The organism is Paenibacillus sp. P5_B5, assembly GCF_056400365.1.
In genome coordinates this window covers 247,069-269,551 of sequence record NZ_JBFULK010000003.1, presented here as the reverse complement: position 1 = coordinate 269,551, position 22,483 = coordinate 247,069, and the positions used below count along the sequence as shown (strand labels likewise).

20 protein-coding genes are annotated in these 22,483 nt (G+C 40.8%); all 20 read right to left on the bottom strand.

The window, feature by feature from the left end; all coding sequences use genetic code 11:
- Nucleotides 1-43: 43 nt before the first annotated feature.
- Nucleotides 44-910: a 2-oxoacid:ferredoxin oxidoreductase subunit beta gene (locus AC1DOK_RS06260; protein WP_477553381.1), complete on the bottom strand. Its 867-nt coding sequence runs from the start codon at nucleotides 908-910 to the stop codon at nucleotides 44-46.
- On the bottom strand, nucleotides 898-2,646 hold the full coding sequence (locus AC1DOK_RS06255) for a 2-oxoacid:acceptor oxidoreductase subunit alpha (protein WP_477553380.1): 1,749 nt from the start codon (nucleotides 2,644-2,646) through the stop codon (nucleotides 898-900). Before AC1DOK_RS06255 ends, AC1DOK_RS06260 begins: the two co-directional genes overlap by 13 nt.
- Before the next feature lie 216 nt (nucleotides 2,647-2,862).
- Nucleotides 2,863-3,804: a dipeptidase gene (locus AC1DOK_RS06250; RefSeq protein WP_477553379.1), complete on the bottom strand. Its 942-nt coding sequence runs from the start codon at nucleotides 3,802-3,804 to the stop codon at nucleotides 2,863-2,865.
- 173 nt (nucleotides 3,805-3,977) lie between these two features.
- A complete protein-coding gene (locus AC1DOK_RS06245) occupies nucleotides 3,978-4,238 on the bottom strand; it encodes a stage V sporulation protein S (protein WP_005550495.1) in 261 nt (86 codons plus the stop codon).
- Nucleotides 4,239-4,340: 102 nt separating this feature from the next.
- Entirely contained in the window at nucleotides 4,341-5,135 is a 795-nt protein-coding gene (locus AC1DOK_RS06240; protein WP_477553436.1) for a TIGR00282 family metallophosphoesterase, read from the bottom strand.
- 80 nt (nucleotides 5,136-5,215) lie between these two features.
- On the bottom strand, nucleotides 5,216-6,760 hold the full coding sequence (gene rny / locus AC1DOK_RS06235; RefSeq protein WP_477553378.1) for a ribonuclease Y: 1,545 nt from the start codon (nucleotides 6,758-6,760) through the stop codon (nucleotides 5,216-5,218).
- 515 nt (nucleotides 6,761-7,275) lie between these two features.
- Complete coding sequence (locus tag AC1DOK_RS06230; protein WP_477553377.1) at nucleotides 7,276-7,956, bottom strand: regulatory protein RecX; 681 nt, start codon at nucleotides 7,954-7,956, stop codon at nucleotides 7,276-7,278.
- A gap of 121 nt (nucleotides 7,957-8,077) precedes the next feature.
- Nucleotides 8,078-9,124 carry a recombinase RecA gene (recA, locus tag AC1DOK_RS06225; RefSeq protein WP_477553376.1) on the bottom strand — a complete coding sequence of 349 codons (1,047 nt, stop codon included), beginning with the start codon at nucleotides 9,122-9,124 and terminating at the stop codon, nucleotides 8,078-8,080.
- A gap of 241 nt (nucleotides 9,125-9,365) precedes the next feature.
- Nucleotides 9,366-10,622, bottom strand: a complete 1,257-nt coding sequence (locus tag AC1DOK_RS06220; RefSeq protein ID WP_477553375.1) for a competence/damage-inducible protein A — start codon at nucleotides 10,620-10,622, stop codon at nucleotides 9,366-9,368.
- A 104-nt stretch (nucleotides 10,623-10,726) separates the two neighbouring features.
- Nucleotides 10,727-11,311, bottom strand: a complete 585-nt coding sequence (gene pgsA / locus AC1DOK_RS06215) for a CDP-diacylglycerol--glycerol-3-phosphate 3-phosphatidyltransferase (protein ID WP_477553374.1) — start codon at nucleotides 11,309-11,311, stop codon at nucleotides 10,727-10,729.
- Complete coding sequence (gene rimO, locus AC1DOK_RS06210; RefSeq protein WP_477553373.1) at nucleotides 11,311-12,636, bottom strand: 30S ribosomal protein S12 methylthiotransferase RimO; 1,326 nt, start codon at nucleotides 12,634-12,636, stop codon at nucleotides 11,311-11,313. The genes pgsA and rimO overlap by 1 nt, the downstream gene beginning before the upstream one ends.
- Before the next feature lie 151 nt (nucleotides 12,637-12,787).
- Nucleotides 12,788-13,279, bottom strand: coding sequence for a YajQ family cyclic di-GMP-binding protein (locus AC1DOK_RS06205; RefSeq protein ID WP_477553372.1), 492 nt, complete (start codon nucleotides 13,277-13,279; stop codon nucleotides 12,788-12,790).
- Between the two features lie 32 nt (nucleotides 13,280-13,311).
- Nucleotides 13,312-14,172 carry a helix-turn-helix domain-containing protein gene (locus tag AC1DOK_RS06200; protein WP_477553371.1) on the bottom strand — a complete coding sequence of 287 codons (861 nt, stop codon included), beginning with the start codon at nucleotides 14,170-14,172 and terminating at the stop codon, nucleotides 13,312-13,314.
- Between the two features lie 25 nt (nucleotides 14,173-14,197).
- Nucleotides 14,198-14,998: a YmfK family protein gene (locus AC1DOK_RS06195; RefSeq protein ID WP_477553370.1), complete on the bottom strand. Its 801-nt coding sequence runs from the start codon at nucleotides 14,996-14,998 to the stop codon at nucleotides 14,198-14,200.
- A gap of 271 nt (nucleotides 14,999-15,269) precedes the next feature.
- Nucleotides 15,270-15,518 (bottom strand): DUF3243 family protein, encoded by a 249-nt coding sequence (locus AC1DOK_RS06190; protein WP_477553369.1) that lies wholly within the window; start codon nucleotides 15,516-15,518, stop codon nucleotides 15,270-15,272.
- Nucleotides 15,519-15,612: 94 nt separating this feature from the next.
- Nucleotides 15,613-16,359 (bottom strand): elongation factor P 5-aminopentanone reductase, encoded by a 747-nt coding sequence (gene ymfI / locus AC1DOK_RS06185; RefSeq protein ID WP_477553368.1) that lies wholly within the window; start codon nucleotides 16,357-16,359, stop codon nucleotides 15,613-15,615.
- Nucleotides 16,360-16,370: 11 nt separating this feature from the next.
- A complete protein-coding gene (yfmH, locus tag AC1DOK_RS06180; RefSeq protein WP_477553435.1) occupies nucleotides 16,371-17,663 on the bottom strand; it encodes an EF-P 5-aminopentanol modification-associated protein YfmH in 1,293 nt (430 codons plus the stop codon).
- 8 nt (nucleotides 17,664-17,671) lie between these two features.
- Complete coding sequence (gene yfmF / locus AC1DOK_RS06175) at nucleotides 17,672-18,949, bottom strand: EF-P 5-aminopentanol modification-associated protein YfmF (RefSeq protein ID WP_477553367.1); 1,278 nt, start codon at nucleotides 18,947-18,949, stop codon at nucleotides 17,672-17,674.
- A gap of 117 nt (nucleotides 18,950-19,066) precedes the next feature.
- Entirely contained in the window at nucleotides 19,067-19,834 is a 768-nt protein-coding gene (sleB, locus tag AC1DOK_RS06170; RefSeq protein WP_477553366.1) for a spore cortex-lytic enzyme, read from the bottom strand.
- A 79-nt stretch (nucleotides 19,835-19,913) separates the two neighbouring features.
- Nucleotides 19,914-22,406 carry an FtsK/SpoIIIE family DNA translocase gene (locus AC1DOK_RS06165; RefSeq protein ID WP_477553365.1) on the bottom strand — a complete coding sequence of 831 codons (2,493 nt, stop codon included), beginning with the start codon at nucleotides 22,404-22,406 and terminating at the stop codon, nucleotides 19,914-19,916.
- Nucleotides 22,407-22,483: the final 77 nt, after the last annotated feature.

The window sequence follows — 22,483 nt, the reverse complement described above, 5'->3', positions numbered from 1 at the left end:
AAGCATGTGGTTCGAAAACCACATGCTTAAGTAAGTAAAATAATTATTTGAATTCAGATACGAGTTTTTCGAAATCAGGCTTCGAAAGGTGAATATCTTGGTTAACAAGACCTTGTGTCTTAAATCCAGGCACCAAATCTTCATAGCTCTTTCTTGATTTATCTTGATAGATAATACCAGTGATTAGACCGTTAGTTTCCATCAATTTAGACATTGCAGCTATGCGGTTCGACGAATCGTAATCAGGTGTATCATCAAGATCTTGCACATGTTCTCTGAACCAATCGTAAGTGTTCACTTTATTGAAAGTTACACATGGGCTAAATACATTGATCATCGAGAAACCTTTATGATTAATACCTGCTTCAATAATAGCAGTTAATTGCTTAACATTGGATGAGAACGCTTGAGCTACGAACGTTGCACCTACTGCTAGAGCCATTTCTAATGGAGCTAGTGGCGTTTCAATTGAACCAGCTGGAGTACTCTTCGTCTTGAAGCCTTCACCACTACGAGGTGATGTTTGACCTTTAGTCAAACCATAGATTTGGTTATCCATTACAATATAAGTCATATCAATGTTACGACGAATCGCATGTACAGTATGACCCATACCAATTGCAAAACCATCTCCGTCACCGCCTGATGCGATAACTGTTAATTCTCTATTTGCCATTTTTAAACCTTGTGCAATCGGCAATGATCTACCATGTACACCATGTAAGCCGTATGCATTAATGTAACCAGAGATACGTCCTGAGCAACCGATCCCTGAAACGATAGCGAGTTGTTCTGGTTCAAGACCAAGATTCACAGAAGCTCTTTGAATAGATGCTTGAACAGAAAAGTCACCACAGCCGGGGCACCAGTTAGGTTTTACGTTATTACGGAAATCTTTTAATGTTGCCATGTGAGTGTCATCCCCTTACATTCTTCATGAATTTCAGCCGGTAAAAATGGATTACCGTTATATTTAAGAAGGTTCTTAATTTTATCGTGATTACCAATGTTTAGCTTAATCAAGTTTGCTAACTGACCTGTCGCGTTATTTTCAACAACAACTACAGTTTTAGCTTTATCAATCAAAGGTTTCAACTCTTCGACTGGGAACGGATGCATTAAACGAACTGTTACATGATTCGTTGCAATTCCATCAGCGCTTAAACGAGTTCTTGCTTCATCAATTGTACCGCCAGTCGAACCCATGCCGATAATCAACAAATCTGGATTTTCTACTGGAGCATCAACTAGAATTGGGTTTGTAACCTTCACATGCTTCATTTTCTCCATACGTTTATCCATCATTTGCTTACGGTTAACCGGGCTTTCAGATGGACGACCGAATTGGTCATGTTCCACACCAGTTACGTGGTGAATACCATTCTTAACACCTGGTATAATCCTTGGAGAAACACCATCTTCACTAAATTCATAACGCTTAAATAATTGATTCTCAGGAAGTGACGGTGCTTCGGTCACTAATCTACCGCGATCAATTACAATTTTATCATAATCAAGCAATTCAGACGATTGTTTACCTAGCGATAGTTGCAAATCTGTTAATAGAATAACAGGACATTGATATTTCTCTGCTAGATTAAACGCCTCAATAGTGTCATAGAAACATTCTTCAATTGTACTTGGTGAAAGTACGATCTTAGGAATCTCACCATGTGTACCATAGATCATTGCGTTCAAATCACTTTGTTCTTGCTTAGTTGGAAGTCCTGTACTTGGACCTCCACGCTGTGTATCTACAATAACAACTGGTGTTTCTGTAATACCAGCTAGACCAATTGCTTCAGTCATTAGTGAAAGGCCAGGACCTGCAGATGCAGTCATCGCTCTAACACCACCGTAACCAGCACCAATTGCCATTGTCACAGCTGCAATTTCATCCTCAGTCTGAATAACTGCACCGCCGTATTTAGGAAGCGTCTTAGTCAGATACTCCATAATTTCAGATGCTGGAGTAATCGGATAAGCTGGCATAAATCTGCAGCCCGCTGCAACAGCTCCTAAAGCAATCGCATCGTTACCAATGATAAACATTTTTTCTAAACCGTCTGCAGGTTCTAACTGCAATTCTGGAATAGGACCACCAGCAAGCTCAAGCACGAATTCTGCGCCCTTACGAACCGCCTCAATATTCTTCTCTACGATAGCGGCACCTTTACGTCCATATTCCTCTTCTACTGCTTTATTAAACACTTCAACTGGTAATCCAAGTAAAGCCCATGATGCACCAGATGCCGCCATATTCTTAAATAATGATGTGCCAAGCTCCTCAGCAATTGCTGTGATAGGTACTGGGAACAACCGTGCTTTTACCCCCTCAGGTAAAGTCGGGTTAAATTTTGCATCGGCAACAATAACACCTGTATTGCCAAGTTCGTGCGCATTAAGATCGATCGTTTCTTGGTCAAAAGCAACCAAGATGTCTAAATCATCGGATATCGAGCGAATTGGCTTTGTCGAAATACGAATCTTGTTATTCGTGTGACCACCTTTAATTCTTGAAGAAAAATGTCGATAGCCATACAAAAAATAGCCAAGCCGATTAAGGGCAGTTGAGAAAATACGGTCTGTACTTTCGACCCCTTCTCCCTGCTGACCTCCGATTTTCCAAGACAACTGACTAATCACTTGCGTCCTCTCCTTCTGTTTTGCAGCTTTTAAATAGCGCGTAAGTTGTTTAGATACAAGCTATGTTAAATAAATAATTAGTTAAATAAAAATTTTCTAACATATCTATAAATAAAATTTTATGTCTTCTACACAAAAAATACAAGTAGTTTTAATAAATTAGTGATATTCTATTTTTAGATTGAATCTATCTATATTTTAGATGGATTGAATTATTTAATTTGGTAAATTTTGTCGTAAAAATCGATGCCAATTTCCAAATAGAAATCCTTCTACCTCTTCCTTTTTATATCTTCTATAGAGTTCATTCCCCAAATTGACAAACCCTCCGGCATGTTCTAGGCCCGGAATCATTTGATCGAAGCCATCGAAATCCGAGCCAAAGGCTAGTTGGTTCACTCCTCCAAGCGCACATACATAATCTACGTGCCTAAGTAGATCGTCGATCGTAACTGGTTTTTCTTGTTTTACAAAATAAGGAACAAATGTCAAACCAACAATTCCATCCCGGTTTAGAAGCGCTTGCAGTTGATCTCTCCGTAAATTCCGATTATTCGGACATAAGTCATAAACATTGGAATGAGATGCAAAAAAAGGATTATTGGTTTCTTTTTCCAAATCCCAAAAAGCTCGTTCTGATAAATGAGAAACATCCAAAATAATTCCAATTCGTTCACATTCTCTCACAAATCGCTTGCCCTTTATTGTCAATCCACCCTGACGAGGTTCTACTGCTCCATCACCTGCCCAATTGCTATAATTCCATGTCAAACCAATTGTTCTCACACCTAAGCGAAAAGCTGTACGTAAGAGCATCAGATTACCATCAAATGCATCTGCTCCTTCTATATGTAGTAAAGTCCCTATTACACCTTCTGTATGAATTGCATCAAGCTCGGCCTTTGTACGCACGGGTCTAATGTTCGGATGACTTATAAGCTGTCTTTCGTAAATATCCACATATTCGAGTACTTGTTCAAACGTAGGAGTACCCACCTCATCCTCATCGATAAATATGGCACAGAATTGGAGCTTTACGCCACCTTCAACCAGCCTAGGTAAACCTGCTAGGAGCTCCTTACTATGCGGGTCATCAAAACGTAATCGTTTATCACTAAATAGCTTCAATAGTACATCACAATGTCCGTCTATCACCATTTTGTATCTACCTCCTACCTTTTTATACCTACTCAAGAAGAAATAGTTTCACCGTCTATATTAAGACGGGACGCGTTTCTTAAGGTGATTACTAGAAAGTATGTGTGCTTAGCCTATACTTTCTTAATGACTCAAAAAGAAAAGCCCTATTAAGGGCTATCTTTGGGTTACAATTATCTTGGTTCTACGATTAGTTTAATCGCAGTACGATCTTCACCATCAATTACAATATCCGTAAAAGCTGGTACACAAATCAAATCAACTCCACTGGGCGCTACGAATCCTCGAGCAATTGCTACTGCCTTGATCGCTTGATTAAGTGCACCTGCCCCAATCGCTTGGAGCTCTGCCGCACCGCGTTCCCGTAACACGCCAGCAAGTGCACCTGCTACGGAGTTTGGATTGGATTTTGCTGAAACTTTTAATACTTCCATGAATAAGTTCCTCCCCAGGAATAGCTAATAAATTCCATTATCAAGTCTATTCGCGATGGGAACCCTAAATTCCTTCTTCTACCAAGTAAGGAATAAAAAAGATTACGCAAAAATAAAACTATCTTCATCAAATCGTAGCAATTTAATCGATTCAGCTGCCCCAGTCGTATCATTTAATTCGATAAATACCGCATGGAAATGCCATTTTCCTTCATCGACATTGAAACGAACTGGTAATTGTGTCACGAATTTCTGAATGACTGCTGAACGCTCCATTCCAAGGATGCCATCTCTAGGACCTGTCATACCGATATCTGTTAAAACCGCTGTCCCTTGAGGTAAAATACGCTCGTCATTGGTCTGTACATGTGTATGTGTACCAACAACCGCTGATACTCTGCCATCCAAATACCAACCCATTGCGATTTTCTCAGAGGTTGCTTCCGCATGGAAATCAACAATTACATATTTGTATTGGTTACGTGCTTCTTCCAGAATTTCATCCACCTTACGGAATGGACAATCAATTGGTGGTAAGAACGTTCGTCCCTGCAAATTAATTAACAGGACTTCTCCTTCCATAGCCTTAAGAACAGTAGCACCAAGTCCAGGTGTTCCTTCTGGGAAGTTAGCAGGTCTAATTAGTCGATGATCATCATCTATAAAATCAAAAATTTCCTTCTGATCCCAGGTATGATTACCAAGTGTAATCCCACTAATTCCTTGCTCATAGAATTCTCTAGCGATTTGATGAGTGATACCGCGGCCACCTGCCGCATTCTCACCATTGGCAATAAACAGTGCGCGTGGGTAATTCGTCTTCAATCTGGGTAATACAGCTCGAAGCGCCTTACGTCCAACTGAACCTACAACATCTCCAATAAATACAACTTGTATGATCATTCACTCCCAAATACACTCTTTATATAAAAAAATGAAAAGTGGCATATCGCAGCCACTTTTCTAGTTTAAACTATTTACTTAGCGTATTCAACTGCACGCGTTTCGCGAATAACAGTTACTTTAATATGACCTGGATAATCGAGTTCTTCTTCGATCTTCTTCGTAATATCACGTGCTAAGCGGAATGATTCTGTATCATCGATCTTCTCAGGTTGTACCATAACGCGGACTTCACGTCCCGCTTGAATGGCATATGATTTTTCAACACCTTCGAAGGATTCTGTAATCTCTTCAAGCTTCTCAAGTCGTTTGATGTATGTTTCAAGCGTCTCACGTCTTGCTCCTGGTCTAGCCGCTGATAAAGCATCAGCTGCACCAACGAGCATAGCAATGATAGAAGTCGCTTCACAATCACCATGATGGGAAGCAATCGCGTTAATAACAACCGGATGCTCTTTGTATTTCTTCCCGATCTCCACGCCAATCTCAACGTGCGATCCCTCAACTTCGTGATCAAGCGCCTTGCCGATGTCATGCAAAAGCCCGGCACGTTTCGCCAAAGTTACGTCTTCACCGAGTTCTCCAGCCATCAATCCGGATAAATAAGCCACTTCCATTGAGTGTTTCAATACGTTCTGTCCGTAACTAGTTCTGAAGCGAAGTCTACCCAAAATCTTAATAAGGTCTGGATGTAATCCATGTACCCCTACCTCAAAAGTTGCTTGCTCACCATATTCACGGATACGCTCATCAATTTCCTTACGGGATTTCTCGACCATCTCTTCAATACGTGCAGGATGGATACGTCCATCTGCTACTAATTTTTCAAGAGAATTACGGGCAATCTCACGACGAATCGGATCGAAACCTGAAAGAATTACAGCTTCCGGAGTATCATCAATAATAAGATCAATACCCGTTAATGTTTCAAGTGCACGAATATTACGTCCTTCACGACCAATAATTCGGCCTTTCATCTCTTCATTCGGAAGGGTAACCACTGACACCGTTGTTTCCGCTACGTGATCGGCAGCACAGCGTTGGATAGCAAGTGTAATTACTTCTCTTGCTTTCTTATCGCCTTCTTCTTTGGCTTGCTGTTCAATCTCTTTAATCAATTGAGCAGCTTCATGACGCACTTCTTGTTCAACATTCGTAAGAATAATACTTTTGGCTTCTTCCATCGTTAAACCAGAGATGCGCTCTAATTCTGATACTTGTGATTTATAAAGCTCGTTGATCTGTGTTTGTGTTTCTTCAATTCGTTTCTCTTTGTTGGCTACTTGTTCCTCTTTTCGTTCAAGAGATTCTATTTTCTTATCCAGCGATTCCTCTTTTTGCAACAATCGTCTTTCTTGTCGCTGTGTTTCATTGCGACGTTCACGAATGTCTTTTTCAGCTTCAGTCCGGAGCTTATAAATATCATCTTTAGCTTCCAGAACCGTTTCCTTCTTCAGTGCTTCAGCTTCTTTGACTGCTGATTCCCTTATCTGTACGGCTGCAATTTCGGCACTGGAAATTTTTGCTTCTGCAAGAGATTTGCGGATAAAATAACCAATCCATAAGAAAACGAGGCCAACAACGAGAACGATGATGATCCATACCCAGGTGTCTAACATAGGCGTCTAGTTCACCTCCCCGTTGATTCTCCAAGTGTTTATCTTGGGACATTCGGTTTTTTAATCCGATTTTTAATTGGTTTGTTAGCGTATGTCTTTTCCATTGCCCTAAAAGAATCAGACAAGAAGAAACGGTTTCACCCGTCTCTATATGACGGATGCGCTTCTTAAAGTTACAAGAGTTTATACCTGCATATAAATTCTTATTAACCAAGAAGAAACGGTTTACGCCTTCCTTGCAAAGACGAGAGCGTTTCCTTAATTCATAAAGTACTAGCTTGTCTTCATGAATATTAATGCGCACAACATCTTCTGTGCTTGTTTGTTCAACTACCCACAAGTAAAAATTGGCGATTTTTACGATGAGTGAATCAAAATCATAATACAATATGAAGTTGATATAGAAAATATACAATTTTATTTTAGCTTTTGTCGAAGAGTATTGTCAAGGTAACCTGAATAAAGATAACTGGATTTTCTTCATATTGAACAAAAATATTGTCATATCTTCTTATTTATTGTAAATCAGTAGATTCTTCATCAAATTCTGTCGATCGTTGTATTTCTTCTATAACCCGTCTTACTAGTGATTGTGTATAGCCTCTACGAAGTAATAGACCCATAGTTTTGCGTTTCTTATCGATACGAGTACCAGAGGTACTCTTCCACTTACGCAAGGCAAGTGGAAGGGCAGCTTCATACTCAGCTTCTACGTCTAACGATTCCAATGTTTGTGCAATTTGCTCTTTGCTGACTCCCTTAGCTTGCAGTTCATGACGCACAAAGTTCCGCCCTTTGCGATTGAAGGAAATTCGCTGATCAGCTAATTGCTGTGCAAACATCGTATCATTCAAGTATCCTTGATCTTGCAGACGCTCGATCACATACTCACATACCTGTGCTTCATATCCAGCGGTTCTTAGCTTCTGCTTCATCTCTAACCTCGAATGCGACCTTCTGCCGAGTATTAGCAGCCCCCTGAGATAAGCCGCATGTCTCTCTTCATCCTGCATGATTCTTTCAACTGCTGGCCGATCGATCTCTTCACCCTTATGTAATCGATGCTTGATCAACATATCTTCGTGAAGTGAGAATGCATATTCCTCATTAATATAAATATTATAACGATTCTTCTTACGTACTTGTAGTTCCACCTTCGTAATGATGGAATGTGTGGATTGGTTATCTTCCCCCATCCAAATCACCCCTCTTCAATCAACATATTCTGTTGTCAAATGTAAAAGCACTCTGTATAAGTAGAAAGCACTTCTACATACAATCGATGTAAAAGTGCCACTCACTTATACTATGAATTTATTAATCCTCAAGTTCAAAATCATCTTCATCATCTTCAACAGCATCTTTGAGATTAACAGCTGCAGCCAAATTACTATTATCGCGAATCTTCTTCTCAATTTCATCAGCCATTTGCGGATTATCTTTGAGGAACTGCTTCGCATTTTCACGACCTTGACCAAGTCGTTCATTATTGTAGGAGTACCAGGCGCCACTTTTGTTGACGATATCGAGATCTGTTCCAATATCGATGATACTACCTTCTTTGGAAATACCTTCACCGTACATAATATCGATATCCGCTTGTTTAAACGGAGGAGCTACTTTATTCTTCACGACTTTAATTCGTGTACGGTTACCAACCATGTCATTGCCTTGCTTCAGTGTCTCAATCCGGCGAACGTCAAGACGAACGGACGAATAGAACTTAAGAGCACGACCACCTGGAGTTGTCTCCGGATTACCGAACATCACACCGATTTTCTCACGAAGCTGGTTAATAAAAATCGCAATTACATTCGATTTATTAATTGCACCAGATAGCTTACGTAATGCCTGTGACATTAAACGTGCTTGCAAACCAACATGTGAATCACCCATGTCACCTTCGATTTCGGCCTTCGGCACGAGTGCTGCGACGGAATCGACTACGATAATATCAACAGCTCCACTGCGTACTAGTGCTTCAGCGATTTCAAGCGCTTGTTCACCAGTATCTGGCTGAGATAGCAATAGTTCATCAATATTAATACCTAGGGCGCTTGCATACTTAGGGTCTAGCGCATGCTCAGCATCAATAAATGCTGCTTGTCCACCGGATCTTTGTACAGATGCAATTGCATGTAGAGCTACAGTTGTTTTACCAGATGATTCAGGACCATATATTTCAATAATACGTCCACGTGGATAACCACCAACACCTAGTGCAATATCCAGCGCTATGGAACCACTTGGGACTGTTTCAATTTGTGAATGTGCAGATTCTCCGAGTTTCATGATGGAGCCTTTTCCGAATTGCTTCTCTATTTGGCGTAGTGCCTGTTCTAATGCAGCTTTACGATCCGTCAAAACTGTCACTTCCTTTTATCATTATAGATATATAATAACTGCTTTTAACACCGTTGCCAAGTACTTTTTCGAACATATATTCGTCTTTTTGAGTTTCTTGATGTAATTTACCAATTTAGAGCTTATGAGAGATACATTCTGCCACAAAAAAAACCGTAGCAAAGATCATCTTTGCTACGGTTCTTCCGTTAACGTTGTTTCTATTATATAGCAATTTCCATAAAATTGCAAGAATCCTTATTTAATCCTTTGTCTGCTTGAGCATTTTCCACAGCAAGTAAAGTGCGCTCTTCGCAGAACGCAGCTTAATCGTGTCGCGGTTGCCATACGCATGCGTCTTCTGCACATGCGTATTGCCATGTATGTCTGCATAGCCGACATACACAAGCCCAACCGGCTTCCCTTCGGAAGAAGCCGGTCCCGCTACGCCGGTAATCGATACGGCGTAGTCTGCGCCTGTTGCTTGCAGCGTACCGCGTGCAAGCAGCTCCGCTGTCTCCGCTGACACAGCCCCTGGGGCGTCAGCGCCTTCTAGCACTTCCATCGGCACGCCCAGCAGCCGATGCTTGACCTCGTTCGTGTAACACACGAGGCCGCCTTTGAACACTGCTGAGCTGCCTGGGAGGGCTGTGACGAGGTCGCTGAGGCGACCGCCTGAGCAGCTCTCAGCTGCTGCGAAGGTCGCTCCGCGAGCGGTGAGGAGCTCTAGGATCGCCGATTCAAGCGAAGCTTCCTTCTCCGCATACAGATGCTCCCCTATGCGAGCACGAATCTCAGTCTCGACCTTCTCGAATCTGAGATTGGCTTCCTCTTCCGTAGCAGCACGCGTCGTAAGACGAATTGCAACCTCGCCTTCCTTCGCATAAGGCGCAATGGTTGGATCTGTCTGAGCTTGAATCAGATCAATTAACCGATCTTCAAGGGTGGATTCTCCAATGCCTCCGAACATAAGCATTTTGGAGCGAAGTGGCGTGTTTTCCTGCATGACACCAAGTAACCATGGCTTGGCATAATTCTTGAACATCGGTCGCATTTCACTCGGAGGTCCTGGTAACACGATATAATGATTATCCGCTTGTGACAGCCCAATACCAACAGCCATTCCTGTTTCGTTAAACAAAGGATCGCTTCCCTCAAGAAGTAGCGCTTGCCGTTTATTGCTTTCTACCATATGCGTCCCTCGAGTTTCGAAGAATGCTGTAATTTTAGCTAGTGATGGCTCATGCATAACAATGTTGCGATTTAAATACTTCGCTAGCACATCTTTGGTTAGATCATCTTGTGTTGGCCCAATTCCACCTGTACATACGATTAAATCAGCCCGCGAGGATGCAAGCTTGAATGCTTCCATTAACCTTCCTTCGTTATCACCAACGACAGTCTGAAAGTACACATCAATGCCCATCAGTGCTAATTCTTGTGATAAGAATTGCGCATTCGTATTCACAATTTGTCCTAACAACAGTTCTGTTCCAACCGCGATTATTTCGGCTTTCATCGCATGCCCTCCCATTCATAAACTACCTGTTTACAGCAAGAAGCAACTTACCATCCAAGACAAGATGGCCAAGCCGCTTCTTAGGGTGAAACCTTATTCGTCAATTAAGCTTTATCCGTAAAATCAAGAACATGCTTATTCTTAATGAAATAATCAATTCCTGAATAAACCGTAATTATCGCTGCAACCCATGAAGCAATAAGGTCAAACGGAAAATTAATGAACGCAAACGGAAAATTATTAATGAGTAGCGCAATAATCGCCGTAATCTGTGCTGCAGTTTTGAGCTTGCCCCATCCACTCGCTGCGATAACCTTACCTTCAAGTAATGCAATTTGACGCAATCCGGTTACGGCAAATTCCCTTGAAATAATGACTACCGCTATCCAAGCGTACAATTTGTCCATTTCTACAAGAGATACAAGCACCGCTGTAACAAGTAGTTTGTCAGCAAGCGGATCAAGAAGCTTACCTAAATTGGTAACTAGCTTATTCTTTCTTGCTATGTACCCATCAAGTGAATCTGTGCTAGCCGCAATAATGAAAATAAGCGCAGCAATAATCTGATTGTAAGTGATGCTGAAATCCTTGATATGAATTTCAGGAAACTTCACTTGAATCAGAAGGAAAAACATAATAATTGGAACAAGAAAAATTCTTGTTATTGTAATTTTATTGGCCAAATTCATTACACTACCACCCCAGATAAATCAAACTCAAAAGAATGTGTAACACGTACTTTCACTAGCTCACCAATCTCAATGTTGTCCCCTGTCACAAATACTTCTCCGTCAATTTCTGGTGCGTCATATTGAGACCTACCAATGTAGACGTTACTTCGTCCATCATAGCGCTCAATAAGTACGTCCAATTCCTCACCGACGCGATTTCCGCCACGTTTGTCTGAGATGCCTCGTTGTAATTCCATCAACGTATTCGCTCGGAATTCCTTGATATCTTCACTCAAATGATTAGGGAGTCTTGCAGCAGGTGTATCTTCTTCAGGTGAATACGTAAAGACACCAAGTCGATCAAATTCCATTTCCGTAATAAATTGTTTCAAGCCCTCAAAATCCACTTCTGTTTCACCAGGAAAGCCCACGATTAACGAAGTACGTAACGCCACGTTAGGAATACGATCACGAATCTTGCGAATCAATTCACGTGAATCCTTCTGTCTGCCTGGTCGTCTCATACGTTTTAGGATCGTATCCTCACTGTGTTGAAGTGGTACGTCAATGTATTTGCAAATTTTAGGATTTGAAGCAATCGTCTCAATTAACTCGTCTGTAAAAAAGCCTGGATAAGTATAGTGAAGTCGTACCCACTCAATCCCAGGTACATCACTTACTTTGTTCAGTAATTCAGGTAGCTTGAAGCCTTCGTATAGATCGGTTCCATAATTCGTAGAATCCTGCGCGATCAAGCTAACTTCCTTGACGCCTTGAGCTGCTAAATTGGTAACCTCAGCTACAATCGACTCCATCGATCGGCTACGGAATTTACCTCTCATAATCGGAATAGAGCAGAACGTACATGCGTTATCGCAACCTTCAGCAATTTTGATAAAGGCTGTATAACGAGGTGTCGTTACTCTTCTTGGTAATACTTGCTCATAGTTAAAAATTGGATTGCCCACATAAATCGGTTTTTTACCAGCAAGTGCAGCATCAACGATTTCATTAATGTTATGAAAATCACCTGTGCCTACAATCCCATCAATCTCTGGCATTTCTTGCATGAGCTGTTCTTTATAGCGCTGGGTTAGACAACCTGAGACAATCAATGCCTTTAAATTGCCTGTTTGTTTCAAATCCGCAATATCCAGAATTGTATTTACAGACTCTTCTTTAGCAGCGTCTATAAAACCACAAGTGTTAACAATGATTATGGTCGCCTCTTCATTGTCCTCCACAAGTGCATAACCGCGCTCATGAATTAATCCGGCCATAATTTCCGAATCAACCAGATTTTTCTCGCATCCAAGCGTAACTACTTTCACCTTCTCCGACATGTTGTTGAACCCTCCAGTTTCCTTACAGAACCATTCGCAGAGCCATTTCTAACAAGTATAATATATGGTGAAAATAGTGTCAAAAAAGAACACCCTTAAGTGTTATTCAACAACACTTAAGGGAATTCAATTCAATACTTACAGTTGCATGCTATTTAAAGTTAGCAAATGCTAATTCTAGAGGTATGTCAGCACCTTTAAGCAATTGCATCACTTGCTGTAAATCATCTTTGCTTTTACCTGTAACACGAATTTGATCGCCTTGGATCTGACTTTTGACTTTCAATTTGGAATCGCGAATTAGAACATTAATTTTCTTAGCATTCGTTTGGTCAATTCCAGACATTAATTTAATCCGTTGTTTCACTGTACTTGATGCGGCTGGTTCCACCTTGCCATGATCTAAGTTTTTGAGTGAAATTCCACGTTTGGACATTTTGGAATATAAGATATCGAGGACGTTCTGCAATTTAAAATCATCATCAGAGACAACAATTAGCTCCTCTTTCTCCAAAGTAATGGAGCTTTTGCTGCCTTTAAAATCGAACCGAGTCTCGATTTCTCGAAGTGCTTGGCTAATTGCATTGCTCATTTCTTGCATATCAAGCTTTGATACAATATCAAATGAACTTTCAGAACTCAAAGCAAAACACGCCCTTCCTATCTTAATAAGCCTTAAGGCTTTTGAATGTTTAATTGGATGTTTCTTACATTAAGGGAATCCCCGACTGGCACACTCATGCCGTTGGCTTTTAACTCAACAGCTCCTGCAGCTCCAAGAACGATCTGAGTTGTTGAGGTAACTTCCCACTCTTTAGTTTCGCCATTCTTAAGCGTACCGTTATGAATGTTGGTTTTCTTGTTGTTAGCATCAATTGTTGTAACACTTACCCAGCATTCCTTACCAATAACATTCAGTGCAATTGTCATTTTATCGGTATTGGTAACCTCGTATACCTCAAACTTACCATTTTTCCCTACCGATTTTAACTCAACAACTTGATTTGGTGTTGGTGTAGGCGTAGGCGTAGGAGTTGGAGTTGAAGACGGTGTCGTCGAAGGAGACAGAGTAGCTTCAATTGTCGGCGGAGACGCTTTTTCAGTAATTTTATTCGATTCTGCTGACGTTTCAGGGCTTCGATTGCTGTTATTATAATTAAAATAATAGATAACAATAATAATTAGCACAATGAAGGAAATAACGAGAACAGTTGAAGCAATTCGACTCCATTTTTCGGTATTTCGAGAACTGCGATTGCGTTTTCGAATCGTTGGTTCTACAGGCACCTCTTCCTCTGGTTCAGGTGAAGCCTCCATTTTATACAAACTGAGTGCTTCATTTGGATCGATACCAAGAGCTTCTGCATACGTGCGAATAAACGCTTTTACATAAAAGCTTCCCGGCAAAATCCGATAGTTACCATCTTCAATCGCTTCTAAATAACCTTTGCGTATTTTGGTTAGTTCCTGAAGCTCATCAAGTGATACCTTGTTCTTAAGTCTTGTCTCTCGTAGCAATTGACCAAGTTGTGACACAAACTCACCTCCCTTTTTGAAGTAATTACATGTTGTTTGTGAAGTCATCATAATGAATAACTTCATCTGGTGTGTTCCGCAATTCAATCATACAGGTAAAATCATCGTACGTATAGCGAGATTCACGAACAAATATATCCGGATGCTCGATAACTTTGGTCGCAGGCATTGCCATGATTTCTTCTAGAAGTATAAAATGCTGTTCATTCGACCTGAGCGTTGATACAATCCCATCAATAATGAACACATTGCTTGCGGACATTTCATCTACAGACATCTGATTGCGAACCGTTTGGCGGAGTAAGGTAGACGAGACGAATGACCAGCGTTTGCTTGCACATACACTCCCGGCAATAATAGATTCGGTTTTACCAACACGAGGCATTCCTCGAAGGCCTATTAATTGATGTCCATCCCTCTTACATAATTCACCAAGAAAATCGACCAGCAGTCCTAACTCATCCCGTACAAATCGAAATGTCTTCTGATCATCTGTATCACGCTCAATATAACGACCATGCCGAACAGCAAGCCGGTCAACAAGCTTAGGTTGGCGCAAGGCATTAATGGTAATATTATTTACTTTATTCAACATTTTACCCATCATTTCAACTTTTTCGTTGTCATCTGTTTGGATAATCATGCCACGTGCCCGATCGTCCATCCCATTAATTGCTACAATATTGATATCCAGCATACCCATTAAGGACGTTATGTCGCCAAGAAGACCAGGCCTGTTCTTATGAATTTCGTATTCAAAATACCAATCAGTGGTTACAGTAGTCTCATTTGACTTCTTAAGCGTATTATCGTCCAATTGGTTCACCCTTGCAAATTATTTGGCTTATACTTTATACCTAGTTATTAAAAAAAAATCTTTAATAAAATCATAATCCCTTCTTATATTTTACTTAATTCTCGCATTTGTGCAACTCACAATCTTTATCTATTCTTCAATCACAGTCATGATCCGTTGGTCATTGAAAAACCGTCGTACAGTTGAATCAATTTCAGATCAGATATGAAATTAATTCAGTTACCTTGTTTATCACAAAAAAAAGCCTCACAAATGAGGCTTGCTAAAAGTAACCATTATATTAAGATTTATCAACCATTTTGACCATCATACGCGCTAATGTTTTCTGTTCTTCCTCATTGCCTGCATCCCATAAATCTTTGAGCATACGCTCTTCATTATTTTCCGGGTCTACTTTATTAGATAGAAAATCACCAATATGAAAAGCAACTTTATTGATCATCTCGTCACTCATCCCGGCCCTATCACCTTGAGTTACTTTTTCGCCTAAGAATTGTTTCCACTTGTCAAACACACTAATTACGCTCATATGGGTACTTTGCCTCCTTCACTGTCTCTTTCACGAGTACATTACAGTTCTAGTGTTTGCAGATAGGTGGCAAAATATACGAACAGAAGTTACATTACGTAAGCCATCCGCCATTAGGCGAAATGATTTGCCCCGTAATATAACTTGATTCAGGCAATGCTAGGAAGTACACCAAAGAGGCAATTTCGTCTGGCATCCCAAATCTACCCATTGGAATATCATTTTCAATATCATTCTTATCTGAAGCATCAAAGCTCTGCATCATATCAGTGTCTACTGCACCTGGTGCAACTGCATTGACCGTAACGCCAGAAGGAGCAAGCTCCTTTGCAAGTGCTTTGGTAAATGCATTAATGCCACCTTTAGCAGTTGAATACACGACTTCACATGAAGCACCAGCGATCCCCCAGATCGATGAGACATTGATGATTCTGCCATATTTTTGAGCAATCATGTTAGGCATGAACGTTTGAGAGCATAGGAACGGTGCCTTTAAATTTACTGAAAGCACTCTGTCCCATTCCTCTTCCGTTACATCGGACAGAAGACCGTAATGTGATATACCAGCGTTATTAATTAGAATGTCTGGCATCATATCATAACTCTCTAATTTCTCTCTCATTTTCTCAATTTGGTCCTTACTCTGTAAATCAGCTGTTACAGTCATTACTTTGGCACCTGACTGTAAGCATGTACGTGCAACTTCATTGGCTAATTCGTGTGATTGTAAATAATGAATCACTACATTCATTCCTATGGACGCGAACCTCTGTGCGATAGCAGCGCCGATTCCCCGCGACGCTCCTGTTATCAGCACCGTTTGTTCATTAAATGGCTTCAACTGTACAGCCCCTAATTAGCTTCCTGCTTAGAGCGCACAATATTCACTGCTAAACGATTCCAGTTAAAGTGATTACGTAATCGGGAATTCACATCATCCAAAATCATTTGTTCATAGACCGGCAAAATATCAAACATATTTATGCCATTAAATAAATATTTGGTAAACTCATTAGCAATCGCTTCTGGAGAATTCAACATTCTCAGAAAGCTGCCAATTTTTTTATTGCGAGCACGTTCAAATGAAACTGAATCGATTCCATTCTCTAGCACCTGCTGTATTTCTTGCTTCAATCTTGAAACAAGCTGCTCAGGGTCTTTCGTGTCGCCTCCGATGATCGAGAATGCATATTGTTCAGCACAGTTATACTCATACCCGAATCCATCTGAAATGAGCCCTTCGTCATACAAACGTTGATAGATCGGTGAAGAACCCGAAAATAATAAATCAAGCATAAGCTTCGTAGTCAATTCTTGATGGAGTAATTCTTTGCCCTTTGCTTGTGGAGCACTTTCCTTAAAGCCCATAAGACATTTGGGTAAGGAGATGGATAGCTCACTAACCTTCAGTTTCTCATTAATTTCATTCGGCTCTTGTTCAAAAAACCGATGTATTTGACCTTGCTTTGGAAATGTTTTACTTGCTTGATTACTAATCACATATTGCATGATTTCTTCAGGCTGTACACCACCAACGACGAACAACACCATATTACTTGGGTGATAGAACGTATGGTAACAATCGAGTAGTAGTTGCTTCGTAATGTGTGAAATGGATTCAATCGTACCTGCAATATCAATATGGATTGGGTGTATTTTATACATGGCTTCTATTAAGCCATAATAAGCGCGCCAGTCGGGATGATCTTGATACATTTTGATCTCTTGACCAATAATCCCTTTCTCCTTCTCTACGCTCTCTTCTGTCCAATAGGGTGATTGTACAAAATCAAGTAAAGTTCCTAAACTTTCTGTGATATGCTCAGTTGCAGAGAATAAGTATACGGTGCGATCAAAGCTAGTAAACGCATTTGCAGAAGCACCTAGTCCAGCAAATTTATTAAAGACATCTCCCTCAGGCTCTTCGAACATCTTATGTTCCAAGAAATGTGCTATTCCGTCAGGTACCTTAATTTCTTGACTGCCCTCTACCTTAAAATGATTATCAATCGAACCATACTTTGTAGAGAAAGCAGCATATGTTTTCTTAAAACCATTCTTTGGCAACACATAAACGGTTAGCCCATTCGGTAATGTATCCGTATATAAGGTTTCGTTTAACCGAGGGTATGGGATTGTTTGCATCGTCATGATTAATTACCCCCTTTATCCCGCAAGAAATATATAGTATCCAGCTGTACTTGTTTGGCTACCTCTTGAATTGCAGCTAAATCAACTGCGTTTACTTCCTGTAACAAAGAGTGTACTGACCGCTCCTTACCAGACAATACGGTATTAAAATCAAGTGAAATAAGCTCATATGCTGAGTCTTGAATTTCCCGAAGATGATTGCTAAGCATTGCTCGAGTTTGCTCAATCTCAGACTCACTTATTTCTCCTTGCTTCATAGCTTCAAGTTGATTACGGATAATATCAACAGCTCGCTCATAATCCTCAACCTCAATACCAGATTGAATAGCAATAATCCCTTTATGACCATCTAATCTTGAGGAAGCATAGTAGGCAAGAGATGCCTTCTCTCTTACATTCATAAACAATTTAGAATGCGGATATCCGCCCAATATACCGTTATACATGAGAGCTGCAGCGTATGCGTCATCCGCATAAGTAACACTCGAACGAAGCCCTAAATTAAGCTTTCCCTGATTGACGTCAAGCTTCTCAATTATGGTCTTTGGATCCCTATTTACTGGCTGCAGCTGCCCCACTTGATAGGAATAGCACTCTTCTCGATTCAATTGGAATGCTTCTTTGACAAGCTGTTCTACTTCACCAAGAGTCGTTTGTCCAACAACATATAGATCAATTGGAGACGTACTGAGCCATTTTCTATACCCTTCGTACAGATTTACTGGCGTAATCGATTCCAGATCATCTATACGGCCAAGAGGATGTAATCTGAATGGATCACCCTGATTCATTTCCTCCATGCATCTCTCAGCTGCGTAGCGGATTTTATCGTTTATGATCGCTTCTATTTTCTTCTGTAAGGTTACTTTCTCAGCAGAAACATATTTATCACGAAAATGACCAGCTTCAAGCGCAGGTTTTGTAATGGCTTCTCCCATAAATTTAATCGCTTGCTTAAGTAATGACTCATTCGTGGATACGAATCTGTCATTAATCATATCCAAACGGAATTGTACCAATTGATTGTTACCACGTTTATAAATATCGAACCCAAAGCCCGCTCCATATAATTCATCCAATTTCTCACGAAACTGCTGCGTATCGGGCAGTTTCTGTGTTCCTCTCCTTAATACAAAAGGGGTTAAAGCAACTCGTGTCACGTCCTGTTCATTCAGAGGTTGCCCGATGTAAACCGATAAAGAAAATGTTTTAAATCGATCTGTTGGCAGTACATGTACACGAATGTTTCCTACAACACTTCTTTCAAAAGTTAATGTCATTAAATATATTTCTCCCTTCCGACACGTTCCTATTTCCATTATATTCATATAGAAACAGAAGAAGCAACCGATGCGGTTACTTCTTCGCTCAAAAATCAACTGGCCGTTATAGTTGCCTTACCTACAAAAAATATGTTGCCCTATAGTCTTATATTGGGGACGGGACCAAATCCATTTGGAAGTTGCTGTTTTGGGATTAAAGTAATACTCACAACCATCCGTAGGATCAGTCCCATTAATCGCATCATGTACAGCTCTCGTTGCTGTTTCATTGGGAGTCAGATAAATCTGCCCATCCGCAACAGCTGTAAATGCACCCGGTTGAAAAATAACACCATGTACTGTATTAGGGAAGCTTGATGATTTAACACGATTAAGTATAACCGCAGCTACTGCGACTTGTCCTTCGAATGGCTCACCTCGAGATTCACCATACACTGCATTCGACATCAATTGAATGTCTTCCTTCGAGTAGCCTCCGTGACCGGATTGATTTAAATTCGGTTTCGTTCCACTCGGTTTACTAGGTGACGGTGCAGCTTGTTCTGCTGTAGGTTCTGCTGTAGGTTTCCAATCCTTAGTTGCTTCCCATAACTTTAACTTCGTCTTGGAACCGACAAGGCCATCTACTTTCATGCCGAAAGCTTTTTGAAATTTCTTGACACCTTGTAAGGTTTCGTAACCAAAATCGCCATCAATTTTACCGTTAAAATATCCAAGGAATTTCATTCTGCCTTGTAATTCCCTTACGTCTGATCCGCTTGAACCGTACTTAACCATATTTTTGGAGAATGTTTCTTTGGTAGTTAAGTTTGTCTTCAATTGAATGCCGGCGAATAACAACATTACAGCGCATAAAGTAATGACAATCAATCGCTTGTTCATAGCCTTATTCAACCTTTCCTTCCACTAGCCAGTTTGATATGGCTTATTATGAGAAAGGTTGAAAGATCTTATTCACTGTTTAAGACGATATCCGATTATGGTTATACTGCTCAATCGATATCAATACTTCACGAGGTTTACTACCCTCATAAGGGCCGATAATACCTTTACCTTCAATGTAGTCAATTAGTCTTGCAGCACGTGTATAGCCGATTCTCATCCTACGCTGTAAAAGCGACACTGAGGCTTGCTTAGCTTCTAGGATAATTTGTACGGCTTGGTCAAACAGCTCGTCCTCTCGCTCATCAACAGTATCTGGCGTATCTTCTATCTCCGGCACCATTTCTTCTTGGTACTCAGCTTTCTCCTGTGAGCTAACAAAGCTAACAACCTGTTCAACCTCGTGATCGGATAGAAAAGCCCCTTGTACACGAACTGGCTTCGAAGCACCTACTGGTAAATATAGCATGTCCCCACGACCAAGTAACTTCTCCGCCCCAACCATGTCGAGAATTGTACGGGAATCAACTTGAGAGGAAACACCAAATGCTATTCTTGAAGGAATGTTCGCTTTAATAACACCTGTGATGACGTCAACAGACGGACGTTGTGTGGCGATGATCAAATGTATGCCAGCTGCACGTGCCATTTGCGCAAGACGACATATCGCATCTTCAACGTCATGAGCTGCAACCATCATCAAATCCGCAAGCTCGTCCACAATAACCACGATATACGGCAATGGCTCTTCTGTACCGTTCTCGGTTAATAGAGCATTGTATCCTTCAATATTACGCGTAGAGCTCTTGGAAAAGAGTTCATAACGTCGTTCCATTTCGGAGACAATTTTCTTAAGCGCTAATGATGCACGCCGCGGGTCCGTTACGACAGGCGCAAGTAAATGCGGAATTCCGTTATAAACATTTAATTCAACCATTTTGGGGTCAATCATCATAAACTTAACTTCATTTGGCTTAGCTTTATACAGAATGCTCGTTATAATGCCATTAATACAGACCGATTTACCTGAACCAGTTGCACCCGCAACGAGTAAATGTGGCATTTTCGCTAAATTACCTACAATTGGCTGGCCTGAAATATCGCGACCTAAGGTAACTGTAAGACGCGATGAAGCATCCTGAAATGCAGGTGTTTCCATAACTTCTCGTAATGTGACAATCGATACCTCCATATTCGGCACTTCGATACCAATCGCTGACTTACCAGGAATCGGCGCTTCCATGCGAATATCTTTGGCAGCAAGCGCCAAAGCGATATCATCTGTCAACGATACAATACGACTGACCTTAACGCCGACATCAGGTTGTATTTCGTATCTGGTAACAGCTGGTCCATGAACAACCTGCAACACCTTAGCACGCACACCAAAGCTCTCAAGTGTAGCTTCAAGCTTCTTCGCATTCGCTTTAGAATCGGCTTGTTCCCCAGACTTGGAGCCTTGGGGCTTCGCTAGTAAAGTAAACGAAGGCATTACATACGGAATTGCGGCAACTTGCTTTTCAAGTCTAGTTAGTGTTAGATCAATTGAATCATCTAACCCAGACTCAGAAGGCGCATGATTAGACTTGGCCACATTATGTACTACTTGGACATTCTGGACATTCTCCATCTCATCGTCACTACTATCGATGTGATCCTGAAAACTTCGAATTAGTGGCATTTCATCCTCAGTTTGATTGTCTTGAATGAGATCCTCTTGATCATCGTCTTGAATAGACTCAGTAAGTTTCATAGCAGCCGATTTATGTGTCTTCTCAGGTTGAAGCCTTTGCAGCCAAGTCGATTTCTTAGTAGGTGCAGTTTCCTCGACTAGCTCGTCCTCATATTCATCTTCTTCATATTCATCTATGTATGGTGTAGTTGTTTTTGATCCATTCACCAATGCTGGTTTAACAGCCTTCTTGCGAGACATAATCGAGCGTAGCCAGGCAACAAAGCGTTCCTCTAATTTACCTTTACCTTTGAAACGCGAGCGAAGCCTCTCAATAGCACCAACTACAGAAAACTCTGTAATCATGACAATAGAGATAATTAACATAACAATCAAAACAAATTTGGTTCCTGGAACATCGAATAAAAAGTATGTAGCTGTAAAAAGCGTTGCTCCGATTACTCCTCCGCCAATACTTTCAATTAAGCTATTAGCAGCCCCCGTCATTTTGAACGCATTCATGATCTCATCCCATGTAATCGACCAGATCATTCCTGCTGAACTGAAAATATTGGGACCGAACTCCTCATAGAAAGAAATGTGACTAAACCCAGCTAAGCATAGAACGAATAAGAAGATGCCAACATTACGCATCGTGATTACATTCGGCCAGCATCGTTTAATCATCACATGCAAACCAATCAAAATAGCTATTATTGGTACAATATAGCCGATTGGATTGCCCAAAAAAACAAAGCACACATTGATTAATGTACGTCCTACATGCCCTTGACCAGCGAGAGCAATGACCGAGAACGTTAGGATCAGAATTCCGTACAATTCAAACATTAAATTTCTCTTGATGGCGTTCTTCTTGCTTCTCTTACTCTTGCGTGCCACACCCTCACCTCCAATGACTCATTATATCATACATTATTGGAGGAGAATACTAGTAAGGGGAACAAATTTTCGCATAT